General features: G+C 61.7%; 25 protein-coding genes. 11 read left to right on the top strand and 14 right to left on the bottom strand.

The features are described from left to right. The 4 genes from BRA42_RS06235 to sugE form a co-directional block, all read right to left on the bottom strand. Positions 1–185, bottom strand: a 185-nt coding sequence (locus BRA42_RS06235) for a hypothetical protein (protein ID WP_342685809.1), incomplete at its 3' end; no start/stop codon positions are given. 118 nt (positions 186–303) lie between these two features. Next, on the bottom strand, positions 304–819 hold the full coding sequence (locus BRA42_RS06230; protein ID WP_342770275.1) for a cob(I)yrinic acid a,c-diamide adenosyltransferase: 516 nt from the start codon (positions 817–819) through the stop codon (positions 304–306). Between the two features lie 24 nt (positions 820–843). After that, a complete protein-coding gene (locus BRA42_RS06225) occupies positions 844–1,080 on the bottom strand; it encodes a hypothetical protein (RefSeq protein ID WP_292410956.1) in 237 nt (78 codons plus the stop codon). A gap of 340 nt (positions 1,081–1,420) precedes the next feature. Beyond that, positions 1,421–1,750: a quaternary ammonium compound efflux SMR transporter SugE gene (sugE, locus tag BRA42_RS06220; RefSeq protein ID WP_292410955.1), complete on the bottom strand. Its 330-nt coding sequence runs from the start codon at positions 1,748–1,750 to the stop codon at positions 1,421–1,423. Positions 1,751–1,881: 131 nt separating this feature from the next. On the opposite strand from sugE, the gene BRA42_RS06215 reads away from it, so the two are divergent. Then, positions 1,882–2,109, top strand: a complete 228-nt coding sequence (locus BRA42_RS06215) for a ferredoxin (protein WP_292410954.1) — start codon at positions 1,882–1,884, stop codon at positions 2,107–2,109. Positions 2,110–2,420: 311 nt separating this feature from the next. Here BRA42_RS06215 and BRA42_RS06210 read toward each other — a convergent pair whose 3' ends face one another. From BRA42_RS06210 to hxlB, 3 genes are read right to left on the bottom strand one after another with little or no spacing between them, the layout of a single operon-like run. Beyond that, the gene (locus BRA42_RS06210; RefSeq protein ID WP_292410953.1) at positions 2,421–3,458 is read right to left on the bottom strand and encodes a M42 family metallopeptidase; all 1,038 of its coding nucleotides are present in this window, start codon (positions 3,456–3,458) and stop codon (positions 2,421–2,423) included. Between the two features lie 7 nt (positions 3,459–3,465). Further along, on the bottom strand, positions 3,466–4,572 hold the full coding sequence (locus BRA42_RS06205; RefSeq protein WP_342770274.1) for a pyridoxal phosphate-dependent aminotransferase: 1,107 nt from the start codon (positions 4,570–4,572) through the stop codon (positions 3,466–3,468). A gap of 8 nt (positions 4,573–4,580) precedes the next feature. Continuing rightward, the gene (gene hxlB / locus BRA42_RS06200) at positions 4,581–5,180 is read right to left on the bottom strand and encodes a 6-phospho-3-hexuloisomerase (RefSeq protein ID WP_292410951.1); all 600 of its coding nucleotides are present in this window, start codon (positions 5,178–5,180) and stop codon (positions 4,581–4,583) included. 529 nt (positions 5,181–5,709) lie between these two features. Here hxlB and BRA42_RS06195 point away from each other — a divergent pair. Beyond that, on the top strand, positions 5,710–8,337 hold the full coding sequence (locus tag BRA42_RS06195; RefSeq protein ID WP_342770273.1) for an ATP-dependent helicase: 2,628 nt from the start codon (positions 5,710–5,712) through the stop codon (positions 8,335–8,337). Continuing rightward, the gene (locus BRA42_RS06190) at positions 8,334–9,050 is read left to right on the top strand and encodes a metallophosphoesterase (RefSeq protein WP_292410949.1); all 717 of its coding nucleotides are present in this window, start codon (positions 8,334–8,336) and stop codon (positions 9,048–9,050) included. Before BRA42_RS06195 ends, BRA42_RS06190 begins: the two co-directional genes overlap by 4 nt. Positions 9,051–9,529: 479 nt before the next feature. Here BRA42_RS06190 and BRA42_RS06185 read toward each other — a convergent pair whose 3' ends face one another. Continuing rightward, positions 9,530–9,817, bottom strand: coding sequence for a putative quinol monooxygenase (locus BRA42_RS06185; RefSeq protein WP_292410948.1), 288 nt, complete (start codon positions 9,815–9,817; stop codon positions 9,530–9,532). Positions 9,818–10,005: 188 nt separating this feature from the next. Here BRA42_RS06185 and BRA42_RS06180 point away from each other — a divergent pair, with 188 nt between their 5' ends. Continuing rightward, on the top strand, positions 10,006–11,160 hold the full coding sequence (locus BRA42_RS06180; RefSeq protein WP_342770272.1) for a sorbosone dehydrogenase family protein: 1,155 nt from the start codon (positions 10,006–10,008) through the stop codon (positions 11,158–11,160). Here the strand turns inward: BRA42_RS06180 and BRA42_RS06175 are convergent. The 5 genes from BRA42_RS06175 to BRA42_RS06155 form a co-directional block, all read right to left on the bottom strand. Next, a complete protein-coding gene (locus BRA42_RS06175; RefSeq protein ID WP_342770271.1) occupies positions 11,141–11,746 on the bottom strand; it encodes a DUF2179 domain-containing protein in 606 nt (201 codons plus the stop codon). The genes BRA42_RS06180 and BRA42_RS06175 overlap by 20 nt on opposite strands. Before the next feature lie 498 nt (positions 11,747–12,244). Continuing rightward, a complete protein-coding gene (locus BRA42_RS06170) occupies positions 12,245–12,865 on the bottom strand; it encodes an ArsR/SmtB family transcription factor (protein WP_292410945.1) in 621 nt (206 codons plus the stop codon). Next, on the bottom strand, positions 12,858–15,602 hold the full coding sequence (alaS, locus tag BRA42_RS06165) for an alanine--tRNA ligase (protein ID WP_292410944.1): 2,745 nt from the start codon (positions 15,600–15,602) through the stop codon (positions 12,858–12,860). Before alaS ends, BRA42_RS06170 begins: the two co-directional genes overlap by 8 nt. Before the next feature lie 61 nt (positions 15,603–15,663). Next, entirely contained in the window at positions 15,664–15,981 is a 318-nt protein-coding gene (locus tag BRA42_RS06160) for an SWIM zinc finger family protein (protein WP_292410943.1), read from the bottom strand. Then, positions 15,978–16,688 (bottom strand): Nif3-like dinuclear metal center hexameric protein, encoded by a 711-nt coding sequence (locus tag BRA42_RS06155; RefSeq protein ID WP_292410942.1) that lies wholly within the window; start codon positions 16,686–16,688, stop codon positions 15,978–15,980. Before BRA42_RS06155 ends, BRA42_RS06160 begins: the two co-directional genes overlap by 4 nt. Before the next feature lie 192 nt (positions 16,689–16,880). Here BRA42_RS06155 and BRA42_RS06150 point away from each other — a divergent pair, with 192 nt between their 5' ends. From BRA42_RS06150 to BRA42_RS06135, 4 genes are all read left to right on the top strand, one after another. Beyond that, positions 16,881–18,179 (top strand): PEGA domain-containing protein, encoded by a 1,299-nt coding sequence (locus tag BRA42_RS06150; RefSeq protein WP_292410941.1) that lies wholly within the window; start codon positions 16,881–16,883, stop codon positions 18,177–18,179. A 123-nt stretch (positions 18,180–18,302) separates the two neighbouring features. Beyond that, entirely contained in the window at positions 18,303–19,811 is a 1,509-nt protein-coding gene (locus BRA42_RS06145; RefSeq protein ID WP_292410940.1) for a homocysteine biosynthesis protein, read from the top strand. Next, positions 19,808–20,206 (top strand): 4Fe-4S binding protein, encoded by a 399-nt coding sequence (locus tag BRA42_RS06140; RefSeq protein ID WP_292410939.1) that lies wholly within the window; start codon positions 19,808–19,810, stop codon positions 20,204–20,206. Before BRA42_RS06145 ends, BRA42_RS06140 begins: the two co-directional genes overlap by 4 nt. After that, a complete protein-coding gene (locus BRA42_RS06135) occupies positions 20,203–20,919 on the top strand; it encodes a UPF0280 family protein (protein WP_342771868.1) in 717 nt (238 codons plus the stop codon). Before BRA42_RS06140 ends, BRA42_RS06135 begins: the two co-directional genes overlap by 4 nt. Here BRA42_RS06135 and BRA42_RS06130 read toward each other — a convergent pair. Beyond that, complete coding sequence (locus tag BRA42_RS06130) at positions 20,916–21,308, bottom strand: hypothetical protein (protein ID WP_292410937.1); 393 nt, start codon at positions 21,306–21,308, stop codon at positions 20,916–20,918. The two genes, BRA42_RS06135 and BRA42_RS06130, sit on opposite strands and share 4 nt — an antisense overlap. Positions 21,309–21,442: 134 nt before the next feature. On the opposite strand from BRA42_RS06130, the gene BRA42_RS06125 reads away from it, so the two are divergent. Genes BRA42_RS06125 through BRA42_RS06115 form a run of 3 tightly spaced genes read left to right on the top strand, consistent with a single transcriptional unit; the run spans position 21,443 to position 23,320 of the window. Continuing rightward, entirely contained in the window at positions 21,443–21,721 is a 279-nt protein-coding gene (locus BRA42_RS06125) for a MarR family transcriptional regulator (RefSeq protein ID WP_292410936.1), read from the top strand. A gap of 1 nt (position 21,722) precedes the next feature. Further along, the gene (locus tag BRA42_RS06120; RefSeq protein WP_292410935.1) at positions 21,723–22,247 is read left to right on the top strand and encodes a tRNA (cytidine(56)-2'-O)-methyltransferase; all 525 of its coding nucleotides are present in this window, start codon (positions 21,723–21,725) and stop codon (positions 22,245–22,247) included. After that, positions 22,244–23,320 (top strand): ATP-grasp domain-containing protein, encoded by a 1,077-nt coding sequence (locus BRA42_RS06115; RefSeq protein ID WP_292410934.1) that lies wholly within the window; start codon positions 22,244–22,246, stop codon positions 23,318–23,320. Before BRA42_RS06120 ends, BRA42_RS06115 begins: the two co-directional genes overlap by 4 nt. Positions 23,321–23,446: the final 126 nt, after the last annotated feature.

Below are 23,446 nucleotides of genomic sequence, written 5' to 3'. Positions count from 1 at the left end.
GGAGCCGTATCAGAGGTTTGACACCAGAGATCACTCAATTTTTCGCGGGGAGGCGACAGCATACTCTGAACTATAGGAATCGTCAGCCGCTGAAAACTTTTAGGATGACTTCCCAGATATCCAGGAATTTTCCCTTTTCCGACACGGTACTTGAAGATAACGCCGCTGAGACAACCTGCGCTCATGATAGATTCCATGATCCGGGACGCCGATGAGTTTTCTAAGAGAGATGGACACACGCACACATTGCGATACCATCCAAGAACAACCACATCTGCGCATGTTGCAAGACACGGCGCTCCTTCAACGCTCGATACCCGGGCGGGCCTCTACCCCTTCATGGTAATAGTGTTTGACCTCTCTCATCTCAGTGACCAGGTCTGCGGCATCGATAACCTCCTGCGAAGCATACCTCCCGGTGAGCACCACCTCTACGCGGCAATCTCTCCTCCCCAGTACCTCGATGACATCGCCCGCCTCCAGGAGGCCGTAGAAGAGCGCCACGTTGATCTCGTCGAGCACCACCAGGCCGTATTCGCCGGACCGCAGAACCCTGTCGCACCGCGCAAGCCCCTCGCGGGCAGCCCTGAAATCTTCCTCCTCAGGGTCGCGGTCGATAAAACACCCGCATCCGAACTGGACAATCTCAAAGTTCGGGAGGAATGCTCCTGCTTTCAGCTCGCTGGATTCCCTGTCCTTGATGAACTCGCCAAAGAACACTTTCTTGCCGGCACAGACGCACCGGAGCGACATACCCAGCGCCGCAGTCGTCTTCCCTTTGCCGTTGCCCGTGTAAACCTGAATGTATCCTCGCTCCATAAACAAAAATCCCTCCGGATTTCGTCAGGCATTCATAGGATCTGTTCCTCCTTCTGCCCGGATAAAGAGGAGGATCGAACAACCGGAAAGAACGGTTTTTCCGGCAGCGTACTCTTCGTCGGAGACGGTCGCCCACCAGGCAGACTCCTCCTCGAGCCACCGGTATAACGGCTCACACTCTGTCGCCCAGGCGGCGGCAAAGCCGGGACTCGAAGAGTTGGGGTTCTTGCACGGGATCTGCGGGAGAGAACTGCCGCCCATAGGGGCCGCACCTCCGATCGATGAACACCCGCTGTGATCGCCTCCCTGATCACCGCAGTAATCGTCTGTTTCACCGGGGCTATCGCTTTCATCGAACAGGCGGCGACTACTGCGCGCTCCTCCCGGCCACCGGTCAGATGAGTGAACCCCTCAGTGGACATCTGACCGGCTGCGGCCGGGAAGGACGATCATATTCATATTCCGTGGTCACCGGGCGAGAGACACACGACCTGTGAGAGAAACCTCTCTTCTTGCAGGGCAAAACGCTCAACCCGAACCTCCTCACGTAAGAGGCGCACGCACTCGAAACACAGGGCCTCGCCGGAGACCCGGGCATCCCTCAGGCCTCCGAACATAACCTCAGCCCCACGATACCCGAGACGATCAGGAGGATGCAGAGGAGGCGGAGGACGCTCCTGGACTCCCCGAAGAGGACGATCCCCGCGATGACCGTCCCGACCGCCCCGATACCCGTCCAGACGACATACGCAGTCCCGAGCGGAAGGCCGGAGAGCGACCGCGAGAGGAGGTAAATGCTCCCGGCCATCACGGCAAGGGTCACCACCGACGGCACGACCTTCGTAAACCCTTCGGTATACTTCAGTCCGATCGCCCAGCCGGTCTCCAGGAGTCCGGCGAAGAACAGGGTTATCCAGGCCGCATTCTGCATCCTCACCTGTTAGGCCGGACTGAAGATATATTTTGCCGTCACCCCTCCCCGCAGGGGAGAGACGCCCACCCCGGCCGTCACGTTTAAGAGAGAGGATGACCTTCTCCGGCAATAGAACGGAGGAATGAACCGTGGTGAAGATAACCATCGACAGACCGGGATGCGTCAGTTGCGAGTCCTGCTGGACGCTCTGCCCGGACGTCTTCGAACAGAACCCGGACGACGGCTTGAGCGAGGTTGCGGAGCAGTACCGTGTTGACGGCAACCTCGCGGAAGGCAAGGTCGCCGACGATCTTGCCGACTGCACGCAGGAGGCAGCCGACGCGTGCCCGGTAGCGGTCATCTCTGTCGAAGACTGAGGCGATCCGGGCCCCGAATAATGGTCATGCTTGTGGTTAAGGAAAAACTATATTCTATGGGAACTATGGTGGGTGTGCCTGAGAGTGGGATCACCTGGGCCCATCAAGGTGATGCAGGTGGTTCACAGACCAAGGCGGTTGCGGCTGTGAACAAAAAAACACCACATCATTGACCGGAATGCACCCGGGACGGAACCTATCTCTTGGGCACTCCAATTTTTCCGCAGGGTCTCTCCGATACGTGCTCGCCCGAACACAAAAGGCAGGCGCCCGTACCGCCACCCGGCCCTAAAAAAGGGTGGGCGGCCGCGTCAAAGCGCGGGTTTGCTCTTCAGCGCCTCGACGAGGAGCCGGATTCCGGCCTCGATATCGCCGGTATCGACGACCTCGACCGGAGAGTGGATGTAGCGGGCCGGGATCGAGAACGGGATGCTCGGAATGCCGCCCCGTTCGAGGTGGATGATCGTCGCATCGGTGTTGCCGCCGGTCCCGACCTCAAGCTGGTAAGGGATGCCGTTCTTCTCCGCGGTCTCCCGGAGCCACGCGGTCATCCTCGGGTCGGCCATGAGCCCCCGGCCGCTTGCGCTGACGAGGACCAGGACCGGGCCTTTGCCCATCTCGACGCTCGCGTCCTTCTTCTCGATTCCCGGGTGGTCGCCGGGAATGGTGACGTCGGTCGCGATCGCACAATCGGGGTTCAGGGAGTAGGCGCTCACCTTCGCACCCTTCAGCCCCAGTTCCTCCTGGACCGTAAAGACGCCGTAGACCGTGTGGGGCGACTTCGTCTGCTGCAGGGCCCGGATGAGCATCACGACGCCGACCCGGTTGTCGAACGCTTTTCCGGTGACGCGGTTGCCGGCAAGTTCGGTAAACTCGCGGTCGATGGTGATCGGGGTGCCGATCTCGATCCCGAGGTTCTTCACCTCCTCTTCGCTCGTCGCACCCACGTCGATGAACATATTCTCGATCTTGATCTCCTTCTTACGCTCGTCTTCCTTCATCACATGGGGCGGCTTTGCGCCGATGACCCCGGGGACCGGCCCCTTCACCCCGTGCAGGACCACCCGCTGGCAGTAGAGCACCGGCCCGAACCAGCCCCCGAGGGGGACGACCCGGATGAACCCCTTCTCGTCGATGTACTGAACCATCAGGCCGATCTCGTCCATATGAGCGGCGAGCATGATGGAGAAATCGTCGCCGCGCTTTACGGCGACCAGGTTGCCCATCGCATCCTCGCGGAACTCATCGACCGACCCTGCAAGTTCCGCTCTGATGATCTCCCTGATGTTCCCTTCTCTGCTCGAGACGCCGTAGGCGTCCGATAACTTCCTGAGTAACTCTTTTACCATATTTCTTCTACTCCATCAGTGTCTTTAGCCGCTCTATCGCCCGGGAGAGATTCTCCCGGGACGTCGCGTAACTGAAACGTGCGTGGTCAGGTGCCCGCGAACCGAACGCCGAACCCGGCACGATGATGATACCTGCTTCGATGGCCTTCCCGATAAGGCTTCGTCCCATCGGAACGAACATGTAAAACGCACCCTCCGGCCGGGGGAAGGTAAACCCAAGGCCGGAAAGCCCCGCGTAAAGGAGGTCGCGCCGTGCGCGGTACTCATCCCGCATCCGCACGACCGGCCCCTGGTCGCCGGTGTATGCCGCAAGCGCGGCATACTGCGAGACCGACGTCGCGCATGCCTGGGCGTACTGGTGCACCTTGAGACACTCCGGGACATAGTCCAGAGGTGCCGCAAGGTAGCCGACCCGCCATCCGGTCATGGCGTAGGTCTTGCTCGCGGCGTTGACGGTGATGACGTCCTCGCCGAAACGGCCCGCGCTGACGTGTTTTTTCTCGTAGACGAAGTGCTCGTAGACCTCGTCGGAGACGACGGTGACGCCCCGGTCGTTTGCGTACTCAACGAGCGCGCGGACCGACTCCTCGCTCTCGACGGCGCCGGTCGGATTTCCCGGGGTGTTCAGGACGAGGAGCCGCGCTCCGTCCATCTGCTCCTTCGCCTGCTCGACGTCGATATGAAGGTTCGCATCGAGCCCCATCCCCTCGGGCCGCCCTCCGGCAAACGTTGCAAGCGCGGCGTAGGAGACGAAACCCGGGTCGGGGACAAGGACACGGTCACCCGGATTTACAAGCGCCTCCATGGCGAGATGGAGCGCCTCGCTTCCTCCCGCCGTGACGAGGACCTGATCCGGCCGGTAGGCGAGCCCGTTCTCCCGCTCGAATTTTTCGCAGATCGCCTCGCGGAGTTCCAAGATCCCGGAGTTCGGAGTGTAACCGGTCTTTCCCTCCCGGATGGCGGCGATTGCGGCCGTCTTGATATGGTCGGGGGTATCGAAGTCCGGCTGCCCGATGCCGAGATTGATCGCATCCTGCCCCCCGGCATCGAAGAGTTTCCGGATACCCGACATCTCTACCGACCGGACCCGGTCGGCACACCTGTGTGCATTCATGCTACCGCTCACTCAATGTTTGCGTGCCGGCACTGAAGGTCTTCAGGCCTGCACTGGGTGATCTCCATCAGCCGGGATACGATTGCGTCCCCAAAGACCATGGCGGTTGTCTCGAAGATAGTGCCGAGCGGTGCAAAAGACTTGTGCTCGCCCATCATCTGCCGGATCTCGAACTCTGCCGACTCGTCGGCCACATTGTCCCGCTGGCTCTCGATGATGACGATGCAGTCGGCGATCCGGCCGATCCGCGACTCCTTCTTTGAGGTGATAAGGCAGACCCGCCCGCCGATCTCCTTTGCAGTCTCGGCGATATCCGCAACCGTCTTGGTCGCGCCGGACCCGGAGAAGACGACGATGATGTCGCCGGGCTTCATGGCCGGAGTCACGGTTTCCCCGACGACGAATGCCGTGAAGCCGAGGTGCATCAGGCGCATGGCAAACGATTTTGCAACCAGCCCGGAGCGCCCGGCGCCCATGGTATAGATACGGTTTGCGTTCAGGATCTCGTCCGAAAATGCATCGATCTGGTCGTCGGACATCACGTCCGCAATGGTCCGGATCTTGGTCGCCATCAACCGCATCATGTTCTTAACCGGGTGATCAGTCATCGTAATTCCTCTCTTACATTTCACGAGATCCTACATTAGAATATCTCAAATGCGCCGGGATGCGGAACAATTCCCGGGACCGCACCGGGAGAAGGGAGAGCCGTAAATTGACGAAAAGTCTCCAGAAATACGTATACCTATGGATGGTGACGGCTTTTCACGATTGAACGTCCCTCCGGTATCACGCACCTGCAACATCGCGCGTAAATGTGGGAACAAACGGTGGAACTTCAGCAATAGTCTCGACCTCCGTCTCTCACTTACTCCCTGCGGCACAAAAGCTATTCTTGGTCGACTGCAAAATATATTCAAATTCCAGCGCGGCGCTTTGATCGCAGAATCGGGATAAATGCTGTTTGAATTTTAATTTACGGCATTATTTCCCCATTTCATCATCCCAGAGCGCCGATGTCGGTTAATTCTCCTGCAGCGGGGACGGAACAGGGATAACACGTATCTGCCGCTCTCCGCATCGCGATGCGGGGCGGCGCACGAGCGTAAGATCAGGGACAGCAACAGGTGAAGAGAGATGGAGATACGGCCGGCGGGGCGAAACGGGCATTCGGATGAGGAGATCCTCGGTCTCCTCGACGAGAATTTGCGGGAATGGTGCATACGAAAACTCGGCGGACGGTTCACGCCCCCGCAGAGGATGGCGGTCCCGCTCATCCATGACAACGAGAACGTCCTCATCTGCTCGCCGACCGGGTCGGGAAAGACCCTCGCGGCGTTCCTTGCAATCATCGACAACCTCTTCGTCCAGGCACGGACCGAAGGCCTCGAGGACAGCGTCTACTGTCTCTATATCTCGCCGCTCAAGTCGCTCGCAAACGACATTCATAAAAACCTCAGTCTGCCGCTTGAGGGCATCCAGGAGATCGCCCGCGAGCGCGGGGTCGAGCACACGCCCATCCGGCACGCCGTCCGCCACGGCGACGTCTCGCGGGCCGGGAGGGCGAAGATAGCACAAAGACCCCCGCATATCCTCAACATCACCCCCGAGACCCTGGGCATCCTCTTAAACTCCCCGAAATTCCGTCGAAGCCTCCGGACGGTGCGGTGGGTCGTCGTCGACGAGATTCACTCCCTTGCGGGTTCTAAGCGCGGCGTTCACCTCTCGGTGAGCCTTGAGCGCCTGGAGGAACTGGTGAAAGAGACCGGCGGCAGGTTCGCGCGGATCGGGTGTTCGGCGACGATCGAGCCCCTCGCGGAGGTCGGGCAATTCCTCGTCGGCGCCGGACGTAACGTCTCGGTCGTCGATACCCGGTTTTCACGGGAGTTCGACCTCTCCCTCATCTGTCCGGTCCCCGACCTGATCGAGACCACTCCCGAAGACCTCTCGCGGCACCTGTATGCGGCCGTCCACCGTCTGGTCCAGGAGCACAACAACACGCTCATTTTCACGAATACCCGAAACGGAGCCGAGCGGATCCTCCACAACCTCCGGGTCCGCTACCCGGAGTATTACCGGGAGGAGAACACCGGGTGCCACCACGGCTCGATGGGGGCGGAGGGAAGGCTCGCCATCGAAGAAAAACTCAAAGCCGGGAAGGTGAAGGTGGTGACGACCTCGACGTCGCTCGAACTCGGGGTTGATATGCCCTATGTCGACCTCGTCCTCCAGGTGGGGTCGCCGAAGTCCGTCGCGGCGCTCCTCCAGCGGGTGGGGCGTGCCGGACACCGTCTCGGCGAGGTGGTGAAAGGCCGGATCATCGTCCTCGACCGCGACGAACTCGTGGAGTGCGCGGTGATCCTCCGGGAGGGGCAGAAAGGGTTTGTGGACCGGGTCCACATACCGGAGAATTGCCTCGACGTCCTCTCTCAGCACGTCCTCGGGATGGCGCTTATCGGGAGACAGCGGATCGGCGAGATGCTCGCGGTCTTCCGCCGGTCCCACTGCTACCGGAATCTCGAAGAGGAGGACCTCATGAGCGTCGTCCGCTACCTTGCCGGGGAGTACGCAGGGCTCGAAGAGCGGCACATCTACGCGAAGATCCGGCACGACCCGGAGACCGGAACGGTTCAGAAGCGGGGGAGAAACGCCCGAATGATTTATTTCTTAAACTCCGGGACCATCCCGGACGAGTTCTCCTGCGACGTCCTCACCCGGAGCGGGGTCTTTGCCGGAAACCTGGATGAAAAGTATCTCGAGCGGATGAACAAGGGCGACGTCTTCGTCCTCGGGGGACGACGCTACAAGTTCGCCTACCGCCGGGGCGGGAAACTCTATGTCGACCCGACAGGCGACCGCCCGACGATCCCGAGCTGGTTCTCGGAGAAACTCCCGCTCTCGTTCGACCTCGGGCTCCATGTCCTCCGGTTCAAAGAGAGGATGCTTCGCGCGATGCAGACGTTTGCGACGGAGGAACTCGTCGATGCGCTCCTCACCCGGTACCCGATCGATGAGAACAGCGCCCGGAGCATCTGCTCGATCTTCGAGCAGCAGGTGCGCTATCTGGGCGATCTAGCCGTCCCGACACCGGGCCGGATAGTCGTCGAAGAGCAGGCCGACAGGGAGAACCGCCGCCGGTTCTACTTCTTCATGACCAACTACGGGCTGCGGTTCAACGACGGGTTCTCCCGGATCGTCGCCTGCATGATTGCACGGGACGTGACGACGAACGTCTCGGTCGGGATCAGCGATACCGGGTTTTTAATTTCGGTCCCTCTGGAGAAGAAAGCCGACCCCGTGCGCATCCTTAGGGGCATCCGGGCCGATGCATGCCGGGAGATCTTAACGGAGGCCATCGGGAATACCCAGCTCGAGAAACGGGTCTTCCGGATCAACGCGGCGCGGTCGTTCATGATCCTCCGTAACTACATGGGCAGGAAGCGGAGCGCCCGGCGCCAGCAGGTGAGCGCCGATATGCTGATTGCGTTTGCAAAACGTCTTCCGGACTTTGCCGTGATGCGGGAGACCTACCGAGAGGTTATCGAGGACCGGTTCGAAGCGGAGAACATCCGGGAGATCGTCGACGCCATCGGTGCCGGCGAGATCGAGGTCGTCCTGACCCGATCCGCGTCACCAAGCCCGCTTGCGTTCGGGATTGCGACCCTCGGCGTCTCCGACGCGGTCTACGCACAGGACCGGCTCGCGATGCTCCGTGAGTTCCAGCGCCGGGTGATGAGCAGCATCGAAGACGGGGCGACGGCATGACCGCAGTCGGCGAAACCGACCTCCTCCGCCGGTTTGGCTTCTATAAGGGCGCCCTCTACGTCCGGGACCTCGGCCTCTGCGTCGTCTCCGACGTCCATATCGGTCTTGCCGAGACCCTCTACCGGCAGGGGCTCCACTTCCCGCTCCATGAGGAGGAGACGCTGCTCGACCGGTTCGAGGCCGTCCTCGATCGGTTCGGACCGACGGTCTTCGTCCTCGACGGAGACATCTTCCATGCCTTCGACCGGGTGAGCCGGGGAGTGAAGGAGACGCTCTCGACGATCCTTGCCGCCCTCCGGACGGAATGCGAGGTCGTCCTCGTCAGAGGAACGCATGACGCCATGCTCCCGGCGGTCGCCGGGGGGACGGTCGACCGTTACGACCGCGGCGGGTATACGGTGGTTCACGGCGACCGGGAGGTCGAGGACCACGGGACGCTCGTCATCGGCCACGACCACCCGGTGATCGAGATCGATATGGCGCGGTTCTCCTGCTTCCTCTACGGACAGGGCGTCGTGCACGGAAAAGACCTCGTTGTGATGCCGGCCGCAAACCCGCTCTCACCCGGCGTCGTGATAAATCACGCAAAGGGCCGGGACTTCCTCTCGCCCATTCTCCGCCGCGTTGATGCGGGCGGCCTGCAGCCGGTGGTGGAGGTCGACGGCGAGGCGGTGGTCCTCCCCCCGCTTGCCGGCATCCGGCGGTTTGCGTGAGGGCTTTCATCACAATGACAGGCCTGATGAGGTCGCGCGGCTTCTCCTTCATCGGGGGCAGGGCTTTTTCGAGGTTCTCGAAGCTCCTTAACCGACAGGTGAGCATCGGAGAGAGGTTGAGCCTGTCGGCCTCGATGAGGCTTGCAAGTTTCTCCATCCCCGGCCCAGTCGCCGAGCCGGGGTAGCTGACGTTCCCGATCTTCCCGCCGGGCCTGACCGTCCTGATCGCCTGTTCCACGGTACGCCATCCGTTCGCTTATCTGTAAACGAGGGGTTCGCGCGGGCCCCGTGAGCGCCCGGCTACGGGCCTGTGCCGATCGCTGCCGATCAACACAACGACCGGCACGATTGGCAGACGGGCATATGACTATGTTCTGTGTTGAGAATGCTGGAAATTTCACGAACCGGATGTCGCTTTAATCATGCAGGGAGAAAGAGAAGAGGGTGAGAAGAACTTTTCCGTTTCGGAAAAGGAGGGTTCAGGTGAGTTTTCGGTACTGGGCGATGTCGAGCGGACCGGTAAACAGGGGTCCCGCCTTCTCCACGAAGCCCAGAAAATGGGGGGTGGCGCTGTGAAAATCGATTGCGGCCTGGTCTTTCCAGACCTCGACAAATGTAAATTTCGTGGGGTCGGCGAGGTCTGCATAGAAGTTGTAGGACTCGTTCCCGGCTTCTTTTCTGCTCGCTTCGACGACATCGCGGGCGATCTCCACGAGTTCATCTGCCTTACCCGGTTTTACGCTGCATTTAGCAACAATGGTTATCATGGTCTGTCTCCTATGCCGGTTGGCGACATGGGTGGTTCTTCCTGCAGAATAGATAAACCTACGCATCCGTTCGGGCCTCCGCGCGCCCGGCCAAGCGCCTGCACAAACATGAGCGACCAGGGCGGTGGCCCTCCGTGAGTAACGGCTATATCCACGCCCGTCATCCGGAGTCCTGGAGATGACTCCAGATGACACGCCGGATCGTCATTATTTTTGCTGCCGTTGCAGTGTTTAGCCTCCTTTGCATCGTCGTGGCCGTCGTGATGCCGCCCGGCGGCACCGGCGGCACCCTGCCGCTCGATACGATCACCCTCCCGCCGGGGTTTACCATCGATGTTTATGCCGGGAACGTCACCGGGGCGAGGTCGATGACGATCTCCCCAAACGGGACGCTCTTCGTCGGAAGTCGTGATCCCGGAAACGTCTACGCCATCCCCGACCGCGATGGCAACGGAAGAGGCGATGAGGTGATCACCATCGCAGGCGGTCTCGACTCCCCGAACGGCGTCGCCTTCCGGAACGGTTCGCTTTACGTCGCCGAGATCGGCCGCATCCTGCGTTACGACGATATCGAGACGGACCTCTCGAACCCGCCCGAACCGGAGGTGGTGAGCGACGCATTTCCCGATGAAGCATTGCACGGGTGGAAATTCATCGCGTTCGGACCCGACGGGAAACTCTACATTCCGGTAGGTGTGCCCTGCAACGTCTGCGACCCCGACGACGAGCGGTTCGGCACCATCCTCCGGATGGACCCGGACGGGACCGATCTCGAGACCTACGCCCGGGGCATCCGGAATACGGTAGGGTTCGACTGGCACCCGGAGACCGGGGACCTCTGGTTCACCGACAACGGCCGCGACTGGCTCGGCGACGACGTCCCGCCCGACGAACTGAACCGGGCGCCGGAACCCGGGATGCACTTCGGGTTCCCCTTCTGCCACGGCTCTTCGATCCCCGACCCCGAGTTCGGGGCGGGGCGATCGTGCGAGGACTTCACGCCGCCGGAACAGGAACTCGGGCCGCACGTCGCAGCGCTCGGCATGCGGTTCTATGACGGCGAGCAGTTCCCGGAAGAGTATCGCGACCGGATCTTCATCGCCGAGCACGGGTCCTGGAACAGGGCGGAGCTGGTCGGCTACCGGGTGACGATGGTCACCCTTGACAACGGTACGCCCACCTCCTACGAGGTCTTCGCGGAAGGCTGGCTCCAGGGCCGTGAAGCCTGGGGACGGCCCGTGGACGTGCAGATTGCAAACGACGGTTCGCTCCTGGTCTCGGACGACCGGGCCGGTGCCGTCTACCGGATAACCTATCCGGAGGTCACTTCCCCTTCCGGATGACCCTGACGAAAGAGGGGTGAAACGGAGTCGGGCCCGGCGTGACGGTCGGGAACGTCCCTTCGGCCGCCCGACGGACGTCCTCGATGGAGTAGAACGCCTTCGGATTAAACGTGTGGATGGCGTTCTCCACGTCCCGGATGTTCTTTCGCTTGACCACCAGGAAGAGGACCTTGCCGGGGCCCATCTTCCCCTGGGCGTCGAGGACCGTCACCCCGTAGCCGGCGGCGCGGAGGGAGTCGATGAGATTTGTTGCGTCCCTCTGGGTGATGATCCGGATGAGCGCAAGCCCCATCGCCAGCCGCTCCTCGACGAGCATGCCGACATAGTTTCCGGTGGCGAACCCGGCCGCATAAGCAAAGTAGTTGAGCGGATTCGTGAGGTTCTGAACGATCTGGCCGATGGCCACGATCCAGATGAAGACCTCGAAAAAGCCGAGGATCGGGGCGACCATCTTCATCCCCCGGGCGACGAAGATGATCCGCATCGTCCCGATAGTAACGTCACAGATCCGTGCAAAGAAGATGAATAACGGGACTATGACCAGGGAGAAGACCTCTGGGCCGATATCAGGGACGATGCCGAGCATAGATCATAGTTGACGAGCGGGATTATAATTTTTATCCACATACAAATATATGCTGGATGTCAAAAAATCCAGATGACCCGATTTACAGGATAATATACCCGGACGCGTATCGAACAGGTTAACGCAGAGCCCTGATGAACCCGGTCTTCTCCGAGCAAGGACCGGCATCGACCCCGCGAATACGGAGAGAACAACATCGCGAAAAAAACGTCGGATGACATATTCAGGGACGCATACCGGCGATTCCTTTCTATACAGATATTTCGACCGGGATCGCCATTGGATAACCTTATGGTAGCAGGCTCCTATCAGGCATAGTGTGGTGATAAACCATGCCAAAATGCTACAGTTGCGGTGCAGAGATCAACCCGAAAAAGACGCGATGCCCGAAATGCGGGGCAAAAGTTGAAGCCGGAAGTGGAAAACCCCAGAATGACGGAGTTGTCAGGGGGCGATGAGTAAAGACCCAAAACCCTTTTTATCATCCCGGACCCTGTTTCACTCACCCTGTTCTTTTTCCGCCCGATAGCGCCCGGAGGTGCGCCACCAGTAATAGACCTCGTAGACCATCAGTACGAGTAGCACCGCGCACGCTCCGAAGAAGAAGCCCATCACCAGGTCGTGGACCGACGGCACCCCGGCGGTATCGAGGGGGGCCCGAAGTGCCGAGAGTTCCTCATTGACGCCGGCAATCTTCGGTTCGGGCGACGACGCGTCCTGAAGGCCCGGCAGTACCGCCGGAAGGAACGCCAGAAGACCGAGGCTCGCGAGGACGACGATCCCGAAGAGCATCGTGTACTTCCGCAACACCGACCGGAGATCGCTTTCCTGAGGGGCGATGATGAACACCTGGTTAGCAAGGCCATAGACCTTCACCTCGCGTCCTTTCTCGCTCCAGCGGGTCGTCATAACCTTAAGGAGCCCGGCATCAAGGAGATTTTCGATGTGATAGGTGGCGGTGGTGATGGGGATCGCCATCCGCCGCGCAACCTCCGACGACGTCAGCGGCCCGGCACCGAAAGTCTGGATGACCGCATTCGCCGTCTGGCTCGCCATTGCCCGTGCGATCTTCTGCGCTCGTTCATCGCCCGGCTGAATAACGACAACTTCGTCAACCATGGAGTTCTTCAAGGATCCGGCTGCGCCCACGTTCGAGCGCCTCGTCGAGCCGGGAGGCATCCGTTCCGGCGCCCTGCGCAAGGTTCGGCTTGCCGCCGCCCCTGCCGCCGAGGATGCTGCAGACCTCCCGGACGACGTCGACAGCATTCACCGCCGATACGCCCGACGCCGCCACCACTTTCACGGTTCCGTCTGCCGATACAAAGAGCGCCACGCCACCCTCATCAGAGACGAGAGTGGCAAGCGCAACGAGTTCTTTCTGATCCGCATCCACCTGCCTGACGACAACCCTGACCCCGTCGACCGTCTCGCCGCCGAGGTGCTGCACCTGAAGGTCCACTACCTTCTTCTGGAGGCGCTCGATCTCCTTCTTCTGCTCCTTCCACTCCGAAAAGAAGCGTGCCACCGTCGCGGGCAGGTTCTCGGGCTGGACGCTCACCACATCGGCGGACGCCTGGAGGAGCCCCGCCATGTTCTGCACGGCGTGCACGGCGGCAAGCCCGGCAGCAAAGACCAGCCGCTCGACGCCGTCCTGAATGTGTTCAACGCCGACGACCCGGATAAACCCGATCTCCCCGGTTGTCCGGACATGGGTTCCGGCACACGCCTGGACGTCGCTCCCCACCTGCACCGTCCGGATATTCCGGCCCGGCGGAACGCCGCCCTGGTAGAGACCAAACCCGTACTTCTGCTCGGCCTTCGTCCGCTCCTCGACGTTGATATAGACCGGGGTATCGGCCATGACCATACGGTTCGCCTCTATCTCGATCCGCTGGAGTTCCTCGGGCGTGATATGCGTATAGTGCCGGATGTCCAGACGGGAGACCTCGCTCCCCTTCTGGGCGCCGGCCTGGTGCACGTGGGCGCCGAGCACCTTCTTTGCGGCGTACAGGAGGATGTGGGTCGCCGTGTGATGGCGCGTCAACGACAGGCGGCGCTCCTCGTCCACCACACCCTTCACCCGGTCGCCGCGCTTCAGGGAGCCGCCCGTGACCCGGTGGAGGATCACCTCGCCGATTTTTACCGCCTCCTCCACCCGCACCACGCTCTCGGACGTCACGAGGGTGCCGGTATCGGACGGCTGACCGCCGCCTTCGGGGTAAAAGAGCGTCTGGTCCAGCACCGCCACCCCGTCGAAGTAATCGAGCACCATCGCCTCGAACTCGACCTTGCCCGACTGCTCGTAGTAGAGTTTCTTCGTCGGGGGCAGGGATTCGGCCCGCTCGCGGTAGGGGGCAAGCGGGTCCTCACCTTTCGCCTCTTTCTGCGCTTCCGAGTGCATATCGGCGATCAGCGAGTAAAAGTTGTCGGGGATCTCCACGACGGCCCCCTCGGCGGCAGCGACGTCCTTCACCACTTCGGGCGGAATGCCGTGCGAGTCGTAGAGGGTGATGACCTCCGAAAGGGGAACCCGCGCACTCTTTGCCTTGTAGTTCCGGGCGATCTTCTGGACGATCCTGGTCCCGCGCTCGAGGGTGCTTGCATACCTCTCCTCCTCGTTCGCCACGATCTCGCGGACCACGGCGACGTCCTGCCCGAAGTTCTCGGTCCCCACGATCTGCATCTGCGCCTCCACGAGGTCCGCCAGGTCCTCGTCCATCGAGAGATCGTTCATCATCCGGAGCGTCCGGCGGAGCACGAGCCGGGCGAGATACCCTTCCCGGACATTCGAGGGAACGATGCAGTCGCCGAGCATGTAGGCGAGGCAGCGGGTGTGGTCGGCGACCGAATAGACCTTCTCGATCGGGACGACGATCCGCTCCAGCCGCTCCACCGGCACATCGATCGCCTCGGCGACCTTCCGCCGGAGGTTGTAGAGATTCGTCCCGGAGATGTCCATCACCCCGGCGAACCGGGCGCTCAGGCCCATGATCTTCGTGAACTCCGGGTTGTCGAGGAGGTGCTCCAGATGAGACGAACGCATCAGGCGGCTTACCATCTCCGGGAAGACCGCATCGTAGATCGTCGGCGAACCCTTTGAGGCCCAGACGAACCGCTCAAGGCCGTATCCGGTGTCCACGATGTTCAGCGGCATCGGGTAGTAAGGCACTCCGTTCACATCGACGGGCGGCTGATCGGTCTTCTGCCGTCCGAGGTTCATGAAGACCAGCGTTGCAACTTCGAGGCCGCCGATGAGTACCTCGACGGACGCCCCGGCGTTCCCGCCGCCGAACCAGGGGTGCTCCTTATAACTGACACGGGTGGGGTCGCCCCCGATAGACGCGATGAACTCATCGCAGAGAGCGACCGTCTCGTCCTTCCAGTAGATCTGCTCGCCCGGGGTATTGAAAGCATGGTGCGCCATCATCTCAAAGAGCGTCAGGTGACGCCCCGACCTGCCGACGGAGTCAAGGTCGTTTAAGCGGATGCAGGGCTGGGAGATGGTCAACGGGTTCGCCGGCGGGGGAACGACCCCGCTCGTGACGAACGGCTGAAAGTCGGCGATGGATGCGATGGTGAGGTAAATATCGTCCCTCCACCGTGCGGCCACAGGGTATCGTTCGAGGCGTGTATGGCCGTGCCGCTCAAAGAACGAGAGGAACGCCTCCCGCATCTCATCAACGGTATGGGGCTTGAAGACCGGGTTGCCGATGAAGTTATACGTCACGCACGGTGCGTCGCCGCAAAACTCCTGTTCAGGGTCCCGGGTCCAGAAGGCCGCCCCGCAACTCTTGCAGACCTTCCGTTCAAATCCCTGAGATCGGAAATAATCGAGCGTATATTCTTCTTCGAGCATTGGAAATCACGCAGCATAATCTGGTATGATTGTGACCGATATAGTTGTTTGTGCAGAAAGTTTAAAGTTTCCATGTGTCCTGGTACCAGAGATCGTAGGATTCGTATAATCCCGTCCGCTCGGCGATACGTACCGCAAGGATGTGCCAGCATTCGCGGCCCCGGAAGAGAAAGTCGCTGCAGGTGCAGAAGTCGTCTTCGACGATGTACTCGTTGCTGCGTCCCACCACGATGAAAAAGTCGCGGTAACGCTTCACCTGCCCTTCGTCGACGGCTCTGAGCGCCTTGCTTCCCCGCTCCCCGTAGATACGCTCGATGCAGGTGCGGAACTCCGGCGTCAGCGCCCGGGTTTGCTCGATCTTCTGCCAGATGCCGCTCATGGAATTACCACTACGTGTGGCGGATCAGGGATATAATGCCATCCCATACGGGAGGCAAGGGCTTCCATGGCGGGTGCTTCGAGCGCGTAGTGAGTGGCTTCAAGGCAGGGTATGGGCGATGCACGGGCCACATGGTGCTTCAACTCCGCCGAGAGGAAGGCTTCCGCTCCGAGGTCGACGGCCTCCCGGATCAGGTCGGGGTCAAACCCGCTCCCCCCCACGACCGCCAGGCGCCGGATCGTCCCGGTCTCCCCGTAAACCCGTATTCCGCCGCCGGAGAGGCGGCGGGCGATCTCGTTCGCATCGAGGGAACAGTCGCCGACGAGGCCGACGGTCATCCGCTCCGTCCGCGAAAGACCGAGTCTCGCGGCCAGGAGGTCGTTGACGCCGCCTTCGGCACGGTCGAAGTTCGTATGCATGACATAGAGGTTCGTGCCGGTAGAAAGGAGGGTTCGGAGCAGGTGCGACAGAGGACCCCTGACCGCGGAGATCGGGTTCCAGAGAGGCGTATGGTGGACGACCAGCATATCCGCGCAGGCAAGAACGGCAGCGTCCACCACCCGCTGTGTTGCGTCGAGCGCACAGCAGACGGTCCCGATCTCCTCCTTCCCCTCGACGACGAGACCGATCCTCCCGTCATCGAAGTCTTCGGCCAGTTCCGGCGGAGCGATCCGCTCCATTGCGGCGATGAAGCCCTCGATATCCATGAGAATACCATGGGCATCATAGAATAAAAGGTGAATGGGGTATCGGACGGGGCGAGTTCGCAATTATTTGAACGTTTCGCAAACGCATCAACGAAAAGAGAGAATATCCCCTAAAACCGGTAGATATCGAGTATATCATATGGAAATGATTATCATCAAAAAAATCGACATTTGTCTATCGGAGATAGAGGCATGCTGAAAAACGTTATCACTGGAATGATGCTCCTCGTCCTCTGTGCCGGCATCCCCGCCGTCGCTGCAGGTATCGGAGGAGATGAAGCATGGTACCGCGTCCACTGCAACATCGACGGTGCGGACGTGTATTTTGACGGACACTATCAGGGTACCACATACGGAGGAACGATCAATGTCCCGGTCTACACAACCGGGACGCCGTACAGCACCATCCGGGTCGAGAAGAACGGCTACCAGACGTATTCCGGCAGCCTGCCATCGAGCCCCGCGGCGGGCGAGACCGTGGACGTCTACGCGACGCTGCAGCCGGTCCAGACAGTCGGTTCGATCTACGCCACATCCAGCCCTTCCGGCTCGGCGGTCTACCTGAACGGAAACTACCGGGGCGTAACGCCGCTCACGATCGATGGCCTCAGCCCCGGCACCTATTCGCTTGAGGCCGAGCAAACTGGCTACCAGTCCGACCAGACCACCGTCACCGTCAGGTCAGGACAGCAGTCGAACGTTCAGTTCACTCTGAAGCCGGTCCAGCAGCACGGTGCGATCACCGTCACTTCCAGCCCGAGCGGCGCGTATGTCTACATGGACGGAGTCTACAAGGGACGGACGCCCCTGACGCTCAACAGCGTCTCGGCAAAGAACCATAACATCGAACTTGATCTCGCCGGCTACTATGACTGGGCGACAACCGTATCCGTGACCTCCGGCGTGACCCGTTACGTCGAAGCCCGGATGGCAGCCATTCCCTCCGAAACTACCGGGGCTATCGACGTGGTCTCCTACCCGGCAGGGGCAAATGTCTACCTCGACGGAAATCTTCAGGGACAGACCTCCCCGTCCGGAGGATTTACGATCTCGAACGTTCAGGTCGGCTCCCATACCCTGAAAGTCGCTCTCGGCGGATACCAGGACTACACGACATCGGTTACCGTCAGCAAAGCGACCACGACCCATGTCAGTGCAGCCCTCCAGCCCGCCTCCGGAAGCGCAACGGGCTCCATTGAGGTCACCTCTTCCCCCTCCGGCGCCGGGGTCTACATCGACAACGCCTATAAGGGCGTCACCCCGCTGACCATTGACGGTATTACCGCCGGCACTCATGCGGTCAGGGTGGCGCTCGCCGGTTACAACGATTGGTCGACCAGCGTCCAGGTCGGTTCCGGAAGCACCGCATCTGCCTCGGCCTCGCTTGAGGCCGTGCCGAACCCGACCGCGAAAGCAGGCATGGCGCCCTTCGCCGTGGTGGGAGCGCTCGGCGTCCTCGGGCTTTTCGTGGGCCTGCGGAAGCGGAACTGAAACGACAGAATTCACCTCTTTTTCGGCCCGGATTGATCCCGTAACGGAATGAACCGTAATCGGGTGCATATTACTAAAAGTAATAATCAACACTTATAAATATTCTAAAATGAATAAAGGCTCATGGAAAAGTCCCTCGACCTCATCAATGCCCGGATACGAGACGGCAGTGTACGAGTTGTCACCGCCGACGAGATGCCGGCCATTGTCGACGAATTAGGAGAGGAAGGGGCACTGGAGGAGGTCGACGTCGTCACGACCGGGACGTTCGGGGCAATGTGCTCCTCCGGCGCATTCTTCAACTTCGGGCACGCCGACCCCCCCATCAGGATGGAGCGTATCTGGCTCAACGATGTGGAAGCATACGCCGGCATCGCGGCGGTCGACGCCTACCTCGGTGCAACAGAGGAGGCTGAAGACAGGGACCAGCCCTACGGCGGCGCCCATGTCCTTGAGGAACTCGTCTCCGGAGGCACTGTTGAACTGCGGGCAACCTCCCACGGGACCGATTGCTACCCGCGCCGGAGCGTCACCACGGAGTTGCTGCTTGAGGACATGAACCAGGCGATCATGGTAAACCCGAGGAACTCCTACCAGCGCTACAACGCGGCGACGAACGCCACCGACAGGACGCTCCACACCTATATGGGGACGCTCCTCCCGCGGTGCGGCAACGTCTCCTACTCCGGCGCAGGGACCCTCTCGCCGCTCGCAAACGACCCGAACTTCCAGGTCATCGGGAGCGGCGTCCCGATATTCCTTGCCGGTGCGGCTGGCATGGTCGTCGGCGAAGGCACCCAGCATTCGGCGGGGAGCAGCTTTGGTACGCTGATGGTGACCGGGGACCTGAAACAGATGCGGCAGGAATTCCTGCGCGCAGCGGTGATGAACGGCTACGGCGTGACGCTCTATCTCGGCGTCGGCGTCCCGATACCGGTGCTCGATACCGGGATCGTCCGAAGCACCGCGGTGCGCGACGAGGATATCCTGACCGACGTCATCGATTACGGCACACCCCGGCGGGACCGGCCGGCGCTTGCAAGGGTCAGTTACGCCGACCTAAAGAGCGGGTCCGTTGAGATCGGCGGTGAAGCGGTCAGGACGTCGTCGCTCTCCAGTTACCGGAAGGCACGGGCGGTGGCGCAGGAACTGAAAGCCTGGATAGAGGCGGGAAAGATGGAACTGGCCCTCCCCACCCGGCGGATCGACCCGGCAAAACGCGTAAAGCCCATGCGGGAGACGGCCGCGATCCCCCGCGTCCGCGACATCATGAACCGGGAGGTGATCAGCATCACGGAGGACGATGAGATCCGGGTTGCGGCAAAACGGCTGCTCCGGGGCGAGACGAACCATCTCCCGGTCCTGGACGGCAACGGCACGCTCTCCGGGATCATCACCACCTACGACGTCTCGAAGGCGGTGGTGTACGACGGGCGGTTGAAGAAGGTGAAAGACATCATGACCCGGCAGGTGATCCGGACGACCCCCGATGAGCCGGTGGATATCGCCGCCCGGAAACTGGAGCAGAACAACATCAGCGCGCTTCCGGTGGTGGATGCGGCGAACCGGGTGGTCGGCATCCTCTCGGCGATCGATCTCGGGAAGCTCTTCGGCGGGAGGCGGCGGCAATGAAACTCCTGCTCGCGTTCTCGCGGAAAGGGAAGGCCGACCCGGGAAGGGAGCCGGTGATCGCCCGCGTGGTGAAGGAGACCGGCGTCCTCATCAACGTCGAGAAGGCCAACATCGACTCGATGGCAGGGGAGGTGCTGATCGACGTCCCCGATACGGATGCGGACCGAGTCCGGCGGCGCCTCGAAGAACTGGGGGTCGCGGTCCGCGCGATGGAGAACGCCGTCACGCTTGACGAAGCCGAGTGCGTCGACTGCGGGGCCTGCATCAGCATCTGCCCCCAGGAGGTCTTCTCCTTCGACGGAGAGTGGCGCCTCCATGTGCGGCCCGAACGGTGCGTCCTCTGCGGCAGGTGCATCCAGGCATGCCCGCACGGCGCCCTCTCTCAACAGGGATGATTCGGGAGCACTTCGAGTTTCGGCAGACGATCGCGACGATCCTTGCCGACGACCCCCGGCAGATTGCGGCGGCCAAAACAGGCATGATGACCGCCCGGCAGGAGGTCGAGCGGCAGGTCACTCGCGATCCCTATTTTTCGGCGACGTTTGAGCCGTACACCCCGAAATCCCCGGAGAAGACGGCCGGCCGCATGGCGCGGGCCGCTGCAGGGGCGGGGGTCGGCCCCATGGCGGCCGTGGCGGGCGCCATCGCCGAGGCTGGGGTGGAGGCGATGGTTACGGCCGGCGCGTCGTTCGGCCTCATCGACAACGGGGGAGATATCGCCCTCGTGAGCGACCGGGAGATAAAGGTCGGCGTCTTTGCCGGCGCATCTTCCTTAAGTGGAAGGATTGCGTTCCGGGTCCCGCCGGAAAAAGAGATCCTCGGCATCTGCACATCATCGGCTACGGTGGGACCGTCCATCAGTTTCGGCATCGCCGACGCCGTGACGGTGTTCGCCCACGATGTCGCCGTCGCGGACGCCTGGGCGACGGCGGTCTGCAACCGGATTACGCCGAACGACACGTCGGTCCTCGACGTCCTCCCGGGAACCGGCGTCTCTGGCGTGCTTGCCGTCATCGGCGACGCGGTGATCCGCTGGGGAGACCTTCCCCCGGTCGTGCGGGCGAACGTGGACGAGCGGCTGATCACGGCCGGACGGCCGCCCGTCTAGAAGGATTCGTCCAGGTACCGGACCAGTTCGGCGTATGCCCGCTCTCCTTCGAACCGCGCGAGCGTCGTCTCGCCGTCGGTGAGGATGAGGAACGGCCTCCCGTCCTCCACGCCGAAAACCACCTCGTAGATATCGAACTCCTCGATGACGATCCCCCGGGCGAGGTCCGATGCCGCATGGAGTTGCAGCCGCTCCAGGATCAGGTCGTCCGGCGTCTCCCGGAAGTAATAGTAAAAGACCTGATAGGCGTTGAGGAAGTCGGAGGAGAGCAGCGCTCCCCGGGTCTCTCCGTCAAGCGTATCGAGTCGCTCCGCGAGAAGTTCGTCGTCGTCGTTGCTTGCCTCAAAGAGCCTGTCGGCAAGGTCCGCCAGTTCCGCATAATTGACCATACTCGGTTCCCACCGTATCTTCCGTCGCGCCCGATGCCCGGCGAACAAACCGCACGGATAGCGGCATGCAGAGCCGGAACGGTGCAGGCGGCGCATGAATAACTATATCGGTCTACCCGGAAAAAAGAATAGGTGTGCGTGAGGAAGATCTGGACTGGGCCATATACCACCGGATTCCCGAAACCGGGGGCGTTACGGTCGAAAACCTGGTAGCAGCCACCGGTTTCGAAGCCGATGCGGTCACGAGATCGCTTGAGCGCCTTGAGCGCTATCTTCTGGTCCGTCGGTCCGGGGAGACGGTGCGGCTCCTCTCCATCCAGGAGTCGCTGATCGAGTGTCAGTGCCGGTATGCAAAGGAAGAACTTCCGTTCGTCATCGAAAACGGCGTTGTCAAGGCAAAGAGGAGGGAGTGACATGCCGGAAGTAGCGGTGCTCAGGATCGGGCATCGGCCCGAACGCGACCAGCGGGTGACGACGCATGTCGGGCTCGCGGCGCGGGCGCTCGGGGCACGGGGGATGTACCTCGCTGCAGACGACCGGGGCGTGGTCGCCAGCATCGAGGACGTAGCCTCCCGGTGGGGAGGAGATTTTTTTGTGGAGAACAACGTGGCGTGGCGGCGGTGCATCAGGGACTGGAAGGCGGGCGGCGGCAAGGTCGCCCACCTCACGATGTACGGACTTCGGATGACCGACGTCATCGACGAGATCCGGAGCCAGGAGCGGGTGCTCGTCGTGGTCGGCGCGGAGAAGGTGCCGGGAGAGATCTACGGCCTCGCCGACTACAACGTCTCGGTGACGACCCAGCCTCACTCCGAGATCTCAAGCCTCGCCCTCTTCCTCGACCACCTCTATGAGGGAAAGGAACTCAACCGGGAGTACCCGGATGCAAAGATCCGGATTGAGCCGACAAAGGCGGGAAAGAGAACGGTGGAGACGTGAAGGGTCGGGTGCTGGTTGCCGGGTTCGCCACGCGGCACATCGCTCAGTCGGCCCGCCGGGCCGGCTACACGGTCTACGCCGTCGACCACTTCTGCGACCAGGACCTCACCTGGTGCACGGACGACTGCCTCTCGTTCGACGACCTCACCGACCTTCCGGGAAAGATCGCCGAACTTGCCGCCCGCCACCCGGTCGACGCGCTGGTCGTCGCTTCGGGCGCCGAGACCATCGGGACGACGATCCCGATCTGCGGCACACCGCCCCGGAAGGTAGAGCGGTTCCTTGACAAACTGGAGATCCAGCGGTTCTTCGAGAGGCTGGACGTGCCGATCCCGCCGCTTGCCGAAGACGGGCGGTTTCCGGCGATGGTCAAGCCGCGCCGTGGAGCGGGGGGATGGAGGAACACGGTCGTGATGAACAGCGAAGAACTCCGCCGATGGAAGGAGACCTGGCCGGACGTGCCGTATGTTGCGCAGCAACTCGTCGACGGGGTCCCGTCGAGCGTCTCCTGCGTTGCCGACGGTCGGCGTGCGCTGGCCGTCGCCGTCAACCGGCAGATCCTGCGGGGCAACGGCGAGAGCGCGCACGGGTTTGCCGGGTCGGTCACGCCGTTCGCCCACCCTCTCGCCGGGGAGATGATCGCGGCGGCCGAGCGGATCGCTGCTATGAGCGGGTGCGTGGGCTCGGTCGGGGTCGACTTCATGGCGGGGGAGAAACCCTGGGCGATCGAGATCAACCCGCGGTTTCAGGCCACCCTGGACACGGTCGAGGCGGCAACCGGAACGAGCGTCTTTGCCATGCACATGGACGCCTGCCGTGGGGTGCTCCCGGAGACGAGGCCGAAGGTCGGGCGGGTTGCGATCCGGCGGATCCTCTTTGCGGAGCGGGATATGCGGCTTGATGCCGATCTTTCGGCGCTTGCACCCCGCATCGCCGATATTCCATGGCCCGGCACCGAGTTTGAAGAGGGGCATGCCCTGGTGAGCGTCTACGGATGCGGGAAAACGGAGGCGGAAGCCTCCGTGGACCTTGAGAAAAACATCGGGGCGGTCCGGAGGATGACCGGTGAGTGAGCCCCGGGCACGGGCTCTCCGGCCCCTTCGACGGGAAAAGAAGTTAAAGATTGAGAGCAGAATATGGTGCGCACCGATCCCGAAACCGTAACTATTATGCAATACCTGACTATGGGGAGATTTTAG

The organism is Methanoculleus sp. UBA374, from assembly GCA_002508705.1.
In the GTDB taxonomy this organism is placed as follows: Archaea; Halobacteriota; Methanomicrobia; order Methanomicrobiales; family Methanoculleaceae; genus Methanoculleus; species Methanoculleus palmolei.
The sequence above is the reverse complement of the archived record's forward strand: the minus strand, read 5'-3'. Positions and strand labels throughout refer to the sequence as shown.

Coding starts and splice junctions, on each gene's coding strand:
- BRA42_RS06175 (WP_342770271.1), bottom strand. CDS start 11,746: ATGCTCGGCATCGTCCCTGATATCGGCCCAGAGGTCTTCTCCCTGGTC.
- BRA42_RS06150 (WP_292410941.1), top strand. CDS start 16,881: ATGCTGAAAAACGTTATCACTGGAATGATGCTCCTCGTCCTCTGTGCC.
- alaS (WP_292410944.1), bottom strand. CDS start 15,602: ATGCTCGAAGAAGAATATACGCTCGATTATTTCCGATCTCAGGGATTT.
- BRA42_RS06145 (WP_292410940.1), top strand. CDS start 18,303: ATGGAAAAGTCCCTCGACCTCATCAATGCCCGGATACGAGACGGCAGT.
- BRA42_RS06210 (WP_292410953.1), bottom strand. CDS start 3,458: ATGGTAAAAGAGTTACTCAGGAAGTTATCGGACGCCTACGGCGTCTCG.
- BRA42_RS06135 (WP_342771868.1), top strand. CDS start 20,203: ATGATTCGGGAGCACTTCGAGTTTCGGCAGACGATCGCGACGATCCTT.
- BRA42_RS06180 (WP_342770272.1), top strand. CDS start 10,006: ATGACACGCCGGATCGTCATTATTTTTGCTGCCGTTGCAGTGTTTAGC.
- sugE (WP_292410955.1), bottom strand. CDS start 1,750: ATGCAGAATGCGGCCTGGATAACCCTGTTCTTCGCCGGACTCCTGGAG.
- BRA42_RS06230 (WP_342770275.1), bottom strand. CDS start 819: ATGGAGCGAGGATACATTCAGGTTTACACGGGCAACGGCAAAGGGAAG.
- BRA42_RS06185 (WP_292410948.1), bottom strand. CDS start 9,817: ATGATAACCATTGTTGCTAAATGCAGCGTAAAACCGGGTAAGGCAGAT.
- BRA42_RS06130 (WP_292410937.1), bottom strand. CDS start 21,308: ATGGTCAATTATGCGGAACTGGCGGACCTTGCCGACAGGCTCTTTGAG.
- BRA42_RS06160 (WP_292410943.1), bottom strand. CDS start 15,981: ATGAGCGGCATCTGGCAGAAGATCGAGCAAACCCGGGCGCTGACGCCG.
- hxlB (WP_292410951.1), bottom strand. CDS start 5,180: ATGACTGATCACCCGGTTAAGAACATGATGCGGTTGATGGCGACCAAG.
- BRA42_RS06155 (WP_292410942.1), bottom strand. CDS start 16,688: ATGGATATCGAGGGCTTCATCGCCGCAATGGAGCGGATCGCTCCGCCG.
- BRA42_RS06190 (WP_292410949.1), top strand. CDS start 8,334: ATGACCGCAGTCGGCGAAACCGACCTCCTCCGCCGGTTTGGCTTCTAT.
- BRA42_RS06120 (WP_292410935.1), top strand. CDS start 21,723: ATGCCGGAAGTAGCGGTGCTCAGGATCGGGCATCGGCCCGAACGCGAC.
- BRA42_RS06170 (WP_292410945.1), bottom strand. CDS start 12,865: ATGGTTGACGAAGTTGTCGTTATTCAGCCGGGCGATGAACGAGCGCAG.
- BRA42_RS06205 (WP_342770274.1), bottom strand. CDS start 4,572: ATGAATGCACACAGGTGTGCCGACCGGGTCCGGTCGGTAGAGATGTCG.
- BRA42_RS06140 (WP_292410939.1), top strand. CDS start 19,808: ATGAAACTCCTGCTCGCGTTCTCGCGGAAAGGGAAGGCCGACCCGGGA.
- BRA42_RS06225 (WP_292410956.1), bottom strand. CDS start 1,080: ATGGGCGGCAGTTCTCTCCCGCAGATCCCGTGCAAGAACCCCAACTCT.
- BRA42_RS06195 (WP_342770273.1), top strand. CDS start 5,710: ATGGAGATACGGCCGGCGGGGCGAAACGGGCATTCGGATGAGGAGATC.